Source organism: Marinoscillum sp. MHG1-6, from assembly GCF_024714475.1.
Taxonomy (GTDB): Bacteria; Bacteroidota; Bacteroidia; order Cytophagales; family Cyclobacteriaceae; genus JAMZMI01.
The window spans coordinates 330,688-345,322 of sequence record NZ_JAMZMI010000003.1 but is presented as its reverse complement, the minus strand read 5'-3'; the positions used below and the strand labels follow the sequence as shown (position 1 = coordinate 345,322).

9 protein-coding genes are annotated in these 14,635 nt (G+C 43.7%); all 9 read left to right on the top strand.

From position 1 onward, the window contains the following. Window positions 1-34 precede the first annotated feature (34 nt). Window positions 35-1,735 (top strand): beta-xylosidase, encoded by a 1,701-nt coding sequence (locus NXR94_RS08715; protein WP_258104234.1) that lies wholly within the window; start codon window positions 35-37, stop codon window positions 1,733-1,735. A 136-nt stretch (window positions 1,736-1,871) separates the two neighbouring features. Continuing rightward, entirely contained in the window at window positions 1,872-4,055 is a 2,184-nt protein-coding gene (locus NXR94_RS08710; RefSeq protein ID WP_258104233.1) for a family 43 glycosylhydrolase, read from the top strand. A gap of 657 nt (window positions 4,056-4,712) precedes the next feature. Beyond that, on the top strand, window positions 4,713-5,747 hold the full coding sequence (locus NXR94_RS08705) for a LacI family DNA-binding transcriptional regulator (protein WP_258104232.1): 1,035 nt from the start codon (window positions 4,713-4,715) through the stop codon (window positions 5,745-5,747). Between the two features lie 56 nt (window positions 5,748-5,803). Then, window positions 5,804-7,984, top strand: coding sequence for a PKD domain-containing protein (locus NXR94_RS08700; protein ID WP_258104231.1), 2,181 nt, complete (start codon window positions 5,804-5,806; stop codon window positions 7,982-7,984). A 10-nt stretch (window positions 7,985-7,994) separates the two neighbouring features. Next, window positions 7,995-9,020 carry a hypothetical protein gene (locus NXR94_RS08695; protein ID WP_258104230.1) on the top strand — a complete coding sequence of 342 codons (1,026 nt, stop codon included), beginning with the start codon at window positions 7,995-7,997 and terminating at the stop codon, window positions 9,018-9,020. A gap of 255 nt (window positions 9,021-9,275) precedes the next feature. Continuing rightward, window positions 9,276-10,433 carry a glycoside hydrolase family 88 protein gene (locus NXR94_RS08690; protein ID WP_258104229.1) on the top strand — a complete coding sequence of 386 codons (1,158 nt, stop codon included), beginning with the start codon at window positions 9,276-9,278 and terminating at the stop codon, window positions 10,431-10,433. A 6-nt stretch (window positions 10,434-10,439) separates the two neighbouring features. Then, window positions 10,440-12,923 (top strand): glycoside hydrolase family 2 TIM barrel-domain containing protein, encoded by a 2,484-nt coding sequence (locus NXR94_RS08685; RefSeq protein WP_258104228.1) that lies wholly within the window; start codon window positions 10,440-10,442, stop codon window positions 12,921-12,923. A 131-nt stretch (window positions 12,924-13,054) separates the two neighbouring features. Further along, window positions 13,055-14,230 (top strand): rhamnogalacturonan acetylesterase, encoded by a 1,176-nt coding sequence (locus NXR94_RS08680; RefSeq protein WP_258104227.1) that lies wholly within the window; start codon window positions 13,055-13,057, stop codon window positions 14,228-14,230. 90 nt (window positions 14,231-14,320) lie between these two features. Continuing rightward, the gene (gene rhaM, locus NXR94_RS08675) at window positions 14,321-14,635 is read left to right on the top strand and encodes an L-rhamnose mutarotase (protein WP_258104226.1); all 315 of its coding nucleotides are present in this window, start codon (window positions 14,321-14,323) and stop codon (window positions 14,633-14,635) included.

Below are 14,635 nucleotides of genomic sequence, written 5' to 3'. Positions count from 1 at the left end.
TTTCAAGGGCGAAAACCCAAAATACCCGGATGTTATGAAGATACTCAAAGTTTTATACGTTCTAATAATAATGGTTGGATTGAGCTCAATGATCCATGCTCAAGAGTCTCAAAAGACAGTTGCGATAAATATTGACCTCAATTCAGAAGTAGGTCCTATGAAACCCATTTGGGCATGGTGGGGATATGATGAGCCGAACTACACCTATATGAAGGATGGTAAAAAGCTGCTTTCCGAAATATCATCGCTCAGTCCGGTGCCCGTTTATGTCAGGGCACACAGCCTGTTGGTGACAGGAGAAGGAACACACGGATTAAAATGGGGTTCCACAAATGCCTATACTGAAGATAAAAAGGGGAGGCCGGTTTATGATTGGACTATTGTAGATCGGATTTTTGATACCTATGTCGAGCGAGGGATGAAGCCCTTTGCCCAGATCGGCTTTATGCCACAGGCGCTTTCTTCAAAGCCGGAACCGTATCGTCATTACTGGTATCCCGGGGCACCTTATGAGGAAATTTATACCGGATGGGCCTACCCTCCGTCAGATTATAAGAAATGGGCTGAGTTGATCTATCAATGGGTTCTTCACTGTGTTAAAAGATACGGTAAGCAGGAGGTGGAAAGTTGGTATTGGGAGGTTTGGAATGAACCAAATATCGGCTATTGGCAGGGGACAATGGAGGAATATTTCATGCTTTATGACTACTCCGTGGATGCTGTGAGAAGGGCACTGCCAACCGCCAAGGTGGGGGGACCGGAAACTACGGGTCCGGGATGGGACAAGGCCGCTGATTGGTTGACTTCATTTCTGGAGCATATCAGAGATGACAAGAGTTATGCGACGGGAAAAAGAGGAATCCCTTTAGATTTCATAACTTTTCATGCAAAGGGGAGTCCAAAGTTGGTGGATAATAGGGTTCAAATGAACCTGGGTACTCAGCTAAGAGACATCAGTAAAGGCTTTGAAATTGTCTCTTCCTTTCCCGAGTTCAAAGACCTTCCAATCATCATAGGAGAATCTGATCCGGAGGGATGTGCTGCCTGTTCCGTAGCCGATTATCCTCAAAATGACTATAGAAACGGAACGATGTATGCCAGCTATACCTCGGCCGCCTTCGCTCGAAAATATCAGCTGGCTGATCACTATGGGGTGAACCTACTTGGTGCAGTAACATGGGGGTTTGAATTTGAAGACCAACCTTGGTTTGCAGGATTTCGCGATATGGCTACCAATGGGGTTGATAAACCAGTATTGAACGTCTTCAGGATGTTTGGAATGATGGAAGGACAAAGAGTAGAAGTAGTTCAGGATAATCTGGCTTACGACTTTCTTGAGGTGAGGGACCAAAGTGTCAGAGGAGAGCAAGATGTCAATGCCATCGCTGCAAGGTCAGAAAGGGGAGCGACGGTGATGATCTGGAATTATCACGATCATGATAATTTAATGATGCCGGCATCATCCGTTGAGGTTTTGCTTTCCGGTGTACCCAAAGGCCGGCTGCTCATTCATCATTATCGTGTTGATCAGGAAAATAGTAATTCCTACACCCTTTGGAAGGAAATGGGTGAGCCCCAAAATCCATCGGAGTCCCAGATTGCTGCGCTGGAAAAAGCCGGTCAGCTAGAGTTGTTAGAGGTACCCAAATGGAGGTTAGTTGAAGATAATCAACTGAGATTATCGTTCAAACTGCCTGTTCAGGGTATTTCTTTATTGAGATTGGAATGGGAATAGTAGGGGTCATTTGGCTTATCGAATAATTTTTTAAGCTTTTATTCTGTATCAAATAACACGTTTTCTTCTTTGTAATATGGAGGGAGTTTCTGACTTGATGTTTCCTGCTATTTGACAATAGAATAAGACAATAATTATGATAAGAAGAGTCGTGATAAGCCAGTTGATGATTATGGTAGTTCTTACATCACTCCTATTAAGTGGATGTGCAAGTACTTCAAGTAAGAATGAATATGTAGGCTATCTTTTTGCCTATTTTACTGGAAATGGACCTGGGGAGGAACAGGTAAGATACGCCTTGAGTACAGATGGTTTTAATTATTTCGCTTTAAATAGCAACGATCCGGTAATAGATTCACGAATCATAAGTGCCAGGGGAGGTGTGCGAGATCCTCATATATTGAGAGGGGAAGATGGCATGTTTTACATGGTGCTAACAGATTTGTATGTGCCTGAAATGGGATGGGAAAATACAGCTATGATTATGCTCAAATCAAAGGATTTGATTAATTGGACACATTCAATAATAGATATTCCAAAGACCTATTCAGAGAATTTTGGTGACGTACGAAGAGTATGGGCACCACAGACCAACTACGATACCTCAACGGGAAAATATATGCTGTACTGGTCGATGCTACAGCCAGGAACCCCGGATATCATCTATTATGCTTATGCCAATTCAGACTTCACAGGTCTGGAAGGGGAGCCAAAGCAACTATTGTATAAAGATGGAGCCTGTATTGATGGTGATATTGTTTTAAAGGATGGGAAATACCACCTCTTTTTCAAGAATGAAGACGAAGGAGCTAAAGGAATCATGCTGGCAACATCTGATAAAATCAATGAAGGTTACGAAGTACAGGAAGGCTATGTTGATCAGACAGATGACGCCGTAGAAGGATCAGGAACGTTCAAGTTGATTAATTCAGATAAGTACATCCTGATGTATGACGTGTATACATCAGGAAAATATCAATTCTGCGAGACAGATGATCTCAAAAACTTTAAGGTCATCGATGAAAATATTTCTATGAACTTTCACCCGAGGCATGGTTCTATCATTCCAATCACTCAGGAAGAAATGAACCGATTATTAAGCAAGTGGGGGAAAGTTATAGGCCTGGTTGAGGGTACTTCAAATGATCAGGTCAAAAGTCAAAATATAGAGATAAGAGAGTCGTTAATTACTTTACCTGTCATGCCGGGAACTGATGTTTCCAGCTTTGATCCTCAGCTAAATCTATTTTCTGAAGTTAAGGTGAGTCCAATAGGTCCTCAGGATTTTAGCAAGGGAGCGGTGAAGTATTCATTTCAATTTGGTGAGCAGACAAGGACAGTGGATGTCGTTGTTCGGGAACAGGCTAATCCGGTTTTGAATGGATACTATGCAGATCCGGAAATTATTTACTCTGAGAGGGAGCAGAAATATTACCTCTATCCGACAAGCGACGGCTTCAACTGGTGGTCTGGAAAGCATTTTGAGGTGTTCGAATCTGCTGATATGGTCAAGTGGACGAATAAGGGTAAAATTCTGGACCTGACTACGGATGTAGAATGGGCTGATCGAAATGCATGGGCTCCATGTGCCATTGAGAAGAAAGTGGGTGATAGTTACAAATACTACTATTATTTCTCTGCCGCTCAGAAGATTGGTGTGGCTGTAGCTGATAACCCATGGGGTCCATTTGTAGATACAGGCAAGCCATTGATCGACTTCAGACCTGAGGGAGTTAAAGGAGGACAAGAGATTGATCCGGATGTGTTTTATGATAAGCAAACCGGAAAATATTACCTTTATTGGGGTAATGGTTACATGGCCGGAGTAGAGCTTAATGATGATATGGTTTCAATCAACAAGAGCACGCTTAAAGTCATGACCCCAGATCAAACATTTAGAGAAGGTACAGAGGTCTTTTTCCGTAATGGAAAGTATTATTTCTTGTGGTCAGAGGATGATACCAGAAGTCCAAATTATAAGGTACGATATGCCACCGCTGATTCCCCGCTAGGGACTTTAAATATTCCTCAATGGAATGTGGTCATTGAGAAGGACCCATTAAAAGCCATCTATGGGACAGGCCATAATTCAGTTGTTTATTCTAAGGCAAAGGATCAGTGGTATATTGTATATCATAGATTCAACAGGCCAAAGGGAATCAAAATGGGGGATGCAGCCGGATACAATCGTGAAGTGTGTATCGATGAGCTGAATTTTGATGACAATGGATACATCAAGCGCACACAACCAACTGTTAAGGGCACCATTAATTCTTTGCCAGCAATTTCTAAAGCGGAAGAAGTAGCTTCCGTGAATTGACTTGATCTTTTTAATAACCTGGTTTGATACAGAAGAGCTTTATTTGATGGCAGAGGCCATTCGACGATAATGTTTGTTTTATTTGGGAAATGTGTAAGCACTTACGGAATGTCGTAAGTGCTTTTTTTGTTTTTACGAATTGAATTTCAGCCTTTGCTGGTATTTAGTTTTAGTAAAGGTCTCATTAGGTGTTTCAACACTGCTGAGGGATGTATTTGGACCATGGTTGAATCGAACCCCAAACTAGCGAAAGCGTCCGTTTGTACGATATCATATTGAATGATTGTTCATCGCGTTTCACCTATACAGAGCGGTCATGAACTATAGCCGTATGGAGGTGAATGATTGCCGGGTGGTCAGGAGTCTTTGCCTATGGGCCGGGAATGCTTGTCGGATGGTAGGGAATGATCGCGGATTCAACCCCTGGGACGAATTCAACTAACCTTTCATACGAATTTGTACAATCTATCAGGACTGATAAATCCATATCCTTGTGTAACGTGTATTCTTCATTTAATGAGCAACATGATTCTCTAACCTAACACTTGCCCTCTCATGATTACAGCATCTTATATTCAAACGTTTGCTCAAATCCCATTCCGAAATGAAATTACAGGACTTCCTAATAGCTGATTTCAATTCATTAACCCCAGAGAAATGAGCAACAAACAGGAAAGAGTCGAGCGACAAGCCACCATCATCGACATCGCTAACAAATTAAAAAAGGATCCATCTACGGTATCTCGCGCTCTGAGCGGAAGTCCACGGATCAGTGACCGAACCAAGGAAGAAGTGGCCAGGGTGGCTGCAGAGCTCAATTACATACCCAACAGGGCGGCTGCAAGGCTTCGATCCGGCAGAAGTAAGGTAGTGGGCGTCATCGTGCCCCGTTTGAATCATCATTTTTTTTCTGAGGCCATCTATGGGATGGAAGCCAAACTCAAAAGAGAAGGATACAACCTCATCATCTGTCAGAGTAACGAAAATTATGTGGAGGAATGCGACGCAGTTCGATCCCTGCTCAGTAGTCAGGTGGATGGGATAATTATATCCCTCAGTTCACAAACAAAGAATTTCGAACACCTCCAGTACGTATTGGATTCAGGTGTGCCCTTGGTACAGTTTGATCGTGTTACGGATGAGTTGAACACCCCAAGAATCGTCAATGATAATTTCGAAGGGGGGTATAAAGCCGTCAATCATTTGCTTAGTGGTGGTTACCGTAAAATTGGGGTGCTTCATGGAGGTATGGTGACCAATGTCTATCGTGAGCGATTGGAAGGAGTCCACCAGGCATTAGAGGATGCCGGAATCAAGTCGAATAAGGCCCTGGAACTGGAAGCCTTCACGGAGAAAGATGGATATAATGCTGCCAAAAAGTTATTAGCAAATGGTAATGGACCTGATGCCATTTTCTGCTGTTCTGATCACACGGCATTAGGGGTACTGGAATATGCGAAGGAGGCGAACATCAGCGTGCCTTCTGAACTTGGGGTTCTTGGCTATGCCAATGAATTATTTACAAGGGTGACCAATCCAAGCTTATCAACCGTGGACCAGCAATGTGATAAACTGGGAAGACAAGCAGCTTCTGTTCTTCTTAAGCGATTGACATTTAAGTCCATGCTTAATGTAGAGGAACCCATCAAATCGAGCCTCATAATCAGGGATTCAAGTGTTAGAGCTATTTGAGAGCAAAGTATTGAAATAGAATGACCCATCAAAAATTGTTAATAAACGCCTACGACGTGAAAGATCATAGGTCTCGAAGCCATAATCTTCTTGGCAGGTATGTGCTTTTATTCATGATACTTTTTTCTTGTCTGCTGGGGAGGTCTCAAACAGGTCCGATAGAAGAGGAGGTTCAGTTTTCAGGATTAGTCATTGATCTCATTACTTATGCGATCATGCCGGTAGGGGGACCGGGTCCGGAGCACACTATTCACCCGGACAATCGTGCCCGAATCAATATGATGAGGGAAGTACCCGGTTCTGATAAAATAGCGGTTATTGACCTCAATGGATACCTCTACCTAATGGATAGCCAGGGAGACCTGTCTCTATACCTCAATTTCTGGGACCATTTTGACGACTTTAAAGATGCTTCAGGAAAGGGGACAGGTTCGGGAGCGATCGCCTTTCATCCGGAGTATGCCACTAATGGCCTTTTCTATACAGCGCATGCCGAAGTGCAGGATGCTCAGGTAGCTGATTATTCCCCGATAGAGGGCTATTCATCGCTTCAATGGGTGCTGACCAGGTGGGTGGCGACAGATCCCTTAGCCGGGGTGTTTTCCGGAACGAAAAACGAGTTGGTTCGCCTGGATTTTACTACGACCATCCATGGGATGCAGGATATCACCTTTAACCCTTTTGCTCAACCGGAAGATGAAGACTACGGCTTACTCTACGTGTGCAATGGCGAGGGTGGCGGTTCGGAACGCGGGTTTCATAACAATATCGGAAAAGTCGAGAGTTACATGGGGACGATTTGGAGGATAGACCCGGAGGGCAACAATAGCCCCAATGGGAACTACGGAATCCCGGAGACTAATCCGTACTACAATACCAATGGGGCGATAAAAGAAATTTGGGCCTATGGCTTTAGAAATCCCCACAGGTTGTCGTTTGAACAACGGGAAGGAGAAGTGATCCTTTTTGTTGGGGACATCGGTCAGCACAATATTGAAGAGATCAACCTGGTGGAAAAGGGTGGAAACTATGGATGGGATCACCGAGAAGGCACCTTTCGGTATAATTGGAGCACCAGAAATGTGGAGCCACTACCGGAAATTGATGAAGGCGGCTATCTCTATCCAGTGGCTCAATATGATCATTCCGAAGGGGCGGCCATAGCCCTGGGTTATACCTGGACGGATGCCTCCTACTCGAATCTGAATGGGCAGCTTTTGTTTAGTGATATACTTTATGGCGATTTGTTTCATGTCCCAATGGATTCTCTGGTGCAGGGCAGACAGTTTGAAATAAGAGAAGCAAAGATCAGGATCGATGGGAGTGAAGAAGGAATTTTCAAAACCCTCGCTCCTTCGAGTAGAATTGACCTTCGTTTTTTCAGGGATTCTAATGGTAGGGTTTGGTTATTTACTAAATCCAATGGGAATATTTACCAGGTTTACATTCCTGATATTGAGCAAAATGTAAAGCCTATAGCCGCTTTTACAGTGAATAACTCATCTGGGAATGCTCCCCATGAGATAAGTCTGGACGGTGCAGAATCTTATGATTTTAACGGGGATGACCTGACGTACAGCTGGGACTTTGGAGACGGCACCATAAAGGAGGGAATTTCAGTTATTCACACTTATGACAAGGGAGGTGAATTTACGGTTAAGCTTACGGTAAGTGATGGTACAGAATCTGATGTGGCCACTCAGGTCATTGCTGTCAACTCGGTCCCGTTTGCAGCCTTTGAGATCAGTGGCGACTCCACTAAAGTTCCGGCTGCCATGACCTTTGATGGGGGTGCTTCTATGGACGCAGATGGTGATCTTCTGAATTATGCCTGGGATTACGGGGATGGCTCTCAAAGCTTTGGTAAGGTCACGACTCACACCTATCAGCAGGAAGGTACTTATGATGTGCGGCTGATTGTCTATGATAGAAGGGGCGGCGATGACCGAGTAGTTAAGCAACTAACGATCGGTAATGTGCTCAGTGCCTCATTCTTCGGAGATCCCTCTCACCAGATTATTGTCTATCCTAATCCGGCACAGGACATCCTCTTTATCGATACCGATCGAAAGCTAAGTTTTGAAATATTCAATTTGAATGGAGTGAGGCTGCTCAATGGGCAGGTTTCTGGAAGTGAGTACAGGGTAGATCTGGGTGCCTTGGGGCCCGGTGAGTATATCTTAAAGTTAATATCCCCGCAAGGTGAATTTGAAGGTCAATTATTTATCAAAAACTAACCATCAACGGATGTTGAAAAACCTATATAAGGCGGGCGTTTCCATTTGTTTCATTCTTTTGTCGGTAGGCTGTAAAGATGATATAGAGGACAAATCAATACCTTATATACAGGTAATATCTCCTGCAGAGGGGTCAATAATGGATGCATCTGAAGTAGATGTGGTGATTGAACTTGAGGATATTGATTTGGGAGGAGGCACTTACAGCCTTGAATACATGATAAACAACAATTCCCGGATGACGGTTAGATCCACTGCTTTCACCATAGCGGATTTATTAGATGATGACTATCAGTTGGTCGTTTCGCTACTCAGGGATGGGCTTTGGCTGAATGCTGATACGGTCAACTTCGGTATCATGGGACAGGGGCCATTTTCAGTACTGATCGAAGGAGGAACCGGATCAGGTTCTTATCTGCCCGGCGACCTGGTACCAATCAAAAGCTATTCGAGCAGTTATCCCTACCTTTTTAGTCATTGGTCAGGTGACACTCATTTGCTGGTAGATTCTACAAAGCAAAATACAAGTTTTACCATGAGCGAATCGGATGTTTACCTAAAGGCAAATGATAAGGTTGATCCGGGTTTTACGGTTACAGTCACTGTCACGAATGGGGAAGGTTCAGGGACCTATCATCCCGGTGATACAGTGTATATCAATTCGACCCTTTCCGACCCGGTGACTTTTTCACATTGGACTGGGGACAATGAGGTACTCACTGATTCCACCCTTGCCAATACACAATTTGTAGTCGACATAAATAACCTGAAATTAAGTGCTCAGGGTTCTGTCAGTGATGTAAGTTTCAGTCAACACCTGTTTCCAGTTATTCAGGCGTCCTGTAATGCCGTAGGTTGCCATGACGCTTCTTCGGATCCTGCTTTTACCACCTACGAGTCTATTGCGATGTCTGGTGAAAGCATAGTGATCAAAACTCAAAACAGAAATATGCCACCTCCACTTTTTGGCTCGCTAACTGATGAGCAGATTGAAATTATTCGGGTTTGGGTGGAGGAAGGAAGGCTTAACAATTAGATGCCTTATAAGGCAGTATTGGTTTTTGAATAAACAATAGGTAATGGAATAAGAAAAAAGGATAAAAGTGATCATTTAAAAGCAAACGGCTCAAATTGAGACCATAAATTCTCTTTGAATATGTGCGATGACAGACGAATACGAGAATACCACCCTTTTCTTACGAATTCCTTAAATGCACTCACAGATGAAAGTTTTTATGATTGCATTGGGGAGTTTGTCCCAATGAGATTTGAACTAAATATTGATCCGAAAATGATTCAAGGGTTGTGCCTTAACTGCGTCTCCTCAAGAGGAGTGTTTTTTATATTAATAATTGTCCTTGTTGCTGGATGCACGGATGTTCCTGTGGAGTTACCTTCTAATCAGGAAACATTGGCAGCCATGCGTCAGACCAACCGGTACTTTATGGACAAATGGCCTGATACCGGTGCTCCCATAGAGGGGAGGAAGACCTGGCCAAGTCACATCTGGACACGTGGGGTATACTATGAAGGCTTAATGGCATTAAATGCGGTGGATCCCCAGGATCATTATCTCGAATATGGTGCCTCATGGGGTGAAGCTCACGACTGGAGCTTCCGTGATGGGATTACGACCAGAAATGCGGATAACCAATGTGCCGGACAAACTTATATTGATCTCTACGAGCTGGGTCATCCCAAAGCCATAATTGATAGTGTAAAGGCGTCCATCGACAGTATGATGGTGACTGACAAAATCGATGACTGGGATTGGATTGATGCTATTCAGATGGCGATGCCGGTGTTCTCCAAGCTTGGTCGTATTTATGAAGATAGCTCCTATTTCGAGCGTATGTATGACATGTATGCCTTCTCCAAGTATGAAGAAGGAGGAGGGTTGTACAATAAGGAAGATGGACTTTGGTGGCGAGATAAAGATTATGTGCCTCCTTATACCGAACCGAATGGAGAAGATTGCTATTGGTCTCGTGGGAATGGATGGGTAGTAGCAGCTCTGGTAAAGGTGCTTGAAGATATACCTGAGGATGAACCTCACAGAGACGAATACCTCGCGGATTTGAAAGCGATGCTAGCAGCTCTGATCAAAGTGCAGCGTGAAGATGGGTTTTGGAATGCCAGTTTACACGATCCAAGGAACTATGGTGGCCCGGAAGCAACGGGTACATCACTATTTGTCTACGGCATGGCGTGGGGGATCAATAATGGAGTAGTTGATTCGGCCACTTATTATCAGCCTATGGCCAGGGCCTGGGATGCATTACTTACCGAATCAGTTCACGCCAACGGCTTTCTGGGATATGTTCAAAGTACGGGTAAAGAGCCATCTACCGGTCAGCCGGTGACTTACGATAAAGTTCCTGATTTTGAAGACTACGGACTGGGATGTTTCCTTTTGGCAGGAAGTGAAGTATTAAAATTAAACCGATAGAGAAGAGTGATATTTACAAGAGCCATAGGAGTTTTTGGAGTTACGTTGCTGTTGGGATGGACACTCAGCGCTCAACCTCGTATCGATTCATTATTGAATTTTGATTGGAAATTTATCCAACAGGAGCAAGCTAATGCCCACTTGCGGTCCTATGATGATCAGAAATGGGAAACCGTCCAGTTACCTCATGATGCTTCGATTTATGGAGCCTTTCTTCAGGATGGTTATAATAGTGATAGGAAAAATGGATTTCGCCCGCGACTAAAGGGATGGTATCGCAAAAAATTGGCGATATCTAATCTATCATCAGATAGCAGATACTTTCTGGATTTTGAAGGTATTTATCGTGATGCCAGGGTTTTCTTCAATGAGAAGGAAGTAGCGCATCAGCTAAATGGCTATGAGGGATTTGAAGTTGAAATCACGGATTTGATCCAGCAGGGGGATAACCTCATAGCGGTTTCTTATGACAATACGGATATGGAGAGTTCTCGCTGGTATAATGGTGAGGGTATCTATAGAGATGTGTGGCTCAAGGAACGTAGCTCAACCTATTTTGTGAAGGATGGACTGTATATCACTACTCCGAAAGTTGATAATAGTAAGACAGAGGTAGCGATTCAGATCGAGGTTCTCAATGATTTGGATGATACTCGGGAGCTGACCCTACTGTCTGAGGTATATGATGAAGATGGAATTCAGGTCGGTGAGACTGTGAGCAAGGTTCCTGTGAGTAGTGGAGAGTTATACGTCTTCAATCAATCCATTGGGATTGAAAACCCAAGGCTATGGAATGTGGGTAATGCCTATCTCTATACTGTCAAAAATAAGCTTAGCTGGGAAGATCAGCTTCTTGATGAATTGGAGACCCCATTTGGGATCAGAACAATTCAGTTTGACCCGAATAGAGGGTTGTTGGTTAATGGAGAAAAGGTATTTGTGAAAGGAGTGAATATTCACCATGATTTGGGGCCTCTTGGGGCAGCTGCTTTCGAAAGAGGATATGAAAGGAGACTGGAGGGACTGGAAAAGCTCGGGTGCAATGCCATAAGACTTTCTCACAACCCCCATGACACTTATATCCTTGACTGGTGTGACCGCAATGGAATGTTGGTATTTGATGAGGCCTTTGATAAATGGGAAGACCAGTTTTTTGGGGAAGGAAATGCCTTTGAGGATCATTGGAGAAAAAGCTTAGAAGCGTTTATTCGAAGGGATAGAAATCATCCTTGTGTCTTTATCTGGAGTGTCGGAAATGAGACCCACCAACAGCGTGACCCAAAAGCTAATTTCGGCATTGACCAGATGAAGGTGATGGCTGATTTTGTTCATCAGCTGGAGCCAGGCAGGAAGGTTACTTGCGGGTTGCATCCGTCCAGAAAAAGTGGAGCCTACAGGACTGAGAACTATTACAGAGAAGGTCCTCCCGAGATGGAGTTTTACATGGACGTTGTCAGCACTAACTACAGGGAGGAGTTTTGGCCAATGGATCATGAAAATTATCCTCAGTTAACCTTTATACTGAGTGAGGCACAGGTAGGTAACCTGGGCAACGAGTGGTTCAATTTCAATCACGATTATGGTGTGGGGATGTTCTACTGGGGAGGTACAGACTACATCGGAGAATCTTTTGGATGGCCAGCTAAAGGCTGGCCCAATGGGGTGATTGACTGGAACGATCACTGGAAGCCTTTTACCTATTATATCCAAAGCTTATATAGTGAAGAACCGATGGTCCGTATTGCAGCATATGACCCTAGCGAGGAAACCGCTCAATATTGGAATGAAGTTAATCTTCGCTTTCAACCGATGTTCTCGCATTGGAACTGGAAGGGTAAGGATTCTGTCAGGGTAATGACGTTCTCCAATACTCAGGAAGTCGAGCTTTTGATTAACGGGAAATCCATGGGACTTATGGAGGTCCCGGAAGCGTATTATACCAAAGATATTAAAGCCTATACCGCTGAAGAATACGACCCTGAAAATCCAATCAATACCGGACCTGAGATGCACACAAAGTTGGAATGGGTGGTGCCTTACAGCGAAGGAGAAATTGTAGCTATCGCCAGAAATAATGGCGTAGAGGTGGCTCGTCATAAATTGCAAACAGCAGGGGAGCCGGAAAGGGTTATTCTTAAAGCAGATCGGGAAAGGATTCAGTCTGATGGGCTGGATTTATCCTACATAGATGTTGAGGTGGTGGATAAAAATGGGGTGATTGTCCCTAGTGCAGATCATGAGATTACGTTCAAAGTTACCGGTGCAGGTATTAATGCAGGGGTGAGTAATGCAGATGTAATTAGCGATGAGCCATTTCAGGCAGACAATAGGAAAGTTTTTCAGGGTAGGGCATTATTGGTGGTACGGTCAACAAAGGATGACGGAAAAATCAAGATTAGGGCTGAAACCAATGGATTGAAAGGTGATACCATCAAAATCATCACTTTCAGGGAGAAATCAAATGAACTGGTAAGCAAACGGGATAGATGATAGATGCATTTTCAAATAGATCCCTGATAATATCATCAACCATTTTATGGAGCGTTTTTTCGTGTGGCCAGGTTCAAAATAACTCTTTGGTATTCAACCTGAGCGGGCATGATGATATTAGAGGATTGTCCGTGAATAATCAGACTCGATGGCCCAATAGTCAGGATGATTTGGTTTATGGAATAACCGGTGATTTTAAAGCCGTTTCAGGATGTCAGACTGAAGGGTCTTATGCCTTTTGGGTAAAGCTGGAAGAAGGCAACTACCGAATTAAATTTTTACTGGGTGACTCTGAATCAGCTTCATCGACCACGATAAAAGCTGAATCCCGTCGATTGATGGTATTGGATCATGTAACAAAGCCGGGTCAAATGGATACGGTTGAAGTCGTAGTGAATGTAAGAACCCCCAATATTGATTCTTCAAATGCTATTCGTCTAAAGGCGCGGGAATTAGATTATTTGAATTGGGATTCTAACCTCACTATCGAAGTTGGGGGAGAATGTCCATCGGTTAAGGCCATTGAAATTGAGAAATGTCCGGACGTTCCGACAATCTTTTTAGCAGGAAATTCAACAGTGGTGGATCAGGAAAAGGACCCCTGGGCCTCATGGGGTCAGATGTTGCCATTATTTCTTAAGCCTGAAATAGCAGTGGCCAATTTTGCGGAGTCCGGGGAAACCTTAAGGTCGTTTATTGCGGCTGGCAGACTGAAAAAGATCGAATCATTGATGAAACCGGGAGATTACCTTTTTGTTGAGTTTGCACATAATGATCAGAAGCCCGGATGGACCCATGTAGATCCATATACAACCTATGATGAAGAGCTCATGAAATTTGTTGGGTTGTCCCGTGACAAGGGTGTAACACCTGTCCTTGTAACTTCTACCAACAGAAGAAGATTTGATAACGAGGGAAAGATCTTGAACACCCTGGAAGAGTACCCAGAATCTATGAGAAAACTTGCCAGCAAGGAGGGTTTAATGCTTATTGATTTAAATGCTATGAGTAAAACTTTTTATGAAACCTTAGGTATTGAGGGGTCGAAAAAGGCCTTTGTTCACTATGAGGCAGACACCTTTCCATGGCAGGAAGAGGCACTCGCAGACAATACTCACTTTAGTACCTACGGTGCATGGCAACTTGCCAAGTGTGTGGTGAAAGGGATCAATGAATCTGGTTCAGATTTGGCTCGGTTCGTTAAGTCGGATTTTGGAGCATTTGATCCATCGGAGCCAGATGATTTTGATAGCTGGACCTGGCCTATGACTACCGATGGATCAGTGACTAAGCCTGATGGCAGTTGAAAAAACTAAGCTTTGGGTTACTCAAGTAGAGAGCAAATTGAAGGCCGAAGAAGCAATGGTGTATTTGAGCCATACAAAACAAAATGAAACATGATGCGATTAGCATTTAAGATGAAACTGAAACCGGGAATGGTTCAGGAATATGAAAAGCGTCATAATGAGATTTGGCCGGAACTGAAGGGTCTACTGAAGGAAAACCGAGTATCTGAATATTCCATTTTTCATGATCCCGAAACTGAATTTCTTTTTGGCTTTCAGAAGGTATCTGGAGAGGGCGGAAGTCAGGATTTGGGTGGTGAGGAAATCGTTCAACGCTGGTGGGCTTTTATGTCAGACATTATGGAAGTGAACCCGGATAATTCGCCTGTTACGAAGTCACTAAATGAGGTTTTTTATATGAAGTAG

Bases quoted from the DNA above. Each gene is read 5' to 3' on its own strand.
- NXR94_RS08715 (WP_258104234.1), top strand. From the start codon at position 35: ATGAAGATACTCAAAGTTTTATACGTTCTAATAATAATGGTTGGATTG.
- NXR94_RS08705 (WP_258104232.1), top strand. From the start codon at position 4,713: ATGAGCAACAAACAGGAAAGAGTCGAGCGACAAGCCACCATCATCGAC.
- NXR94_RS08695 (WP_258104230.1), top strand. From the start codon at position 7,995: ATGTTGAAAAACCTATATAAGGCGGGCGTTTCCATTTGTTTCATTCTT.
- rhaM (WP_258104226.1), top strand. From the start codon at position 14,321: ATGATGCGATTAGCATTTAAGATGAAACTGAAACCGGGAATGGTTCAG.
- NXR94_RS08710 (WP_258104233.1), top strand. From the start codon at position 1,872: ATGATAAGAAGAGTCGTGATAAGCCAGTTGATGATTATGGTAGTTCTT.
- NXR94_RS08690 (WP_258104229.1), top strand. From the start codon at position 9,276: ATGATTCAAGGGTTGTGCCTTAACTGCGTCTCCTCAAGAGGAGTGTTT.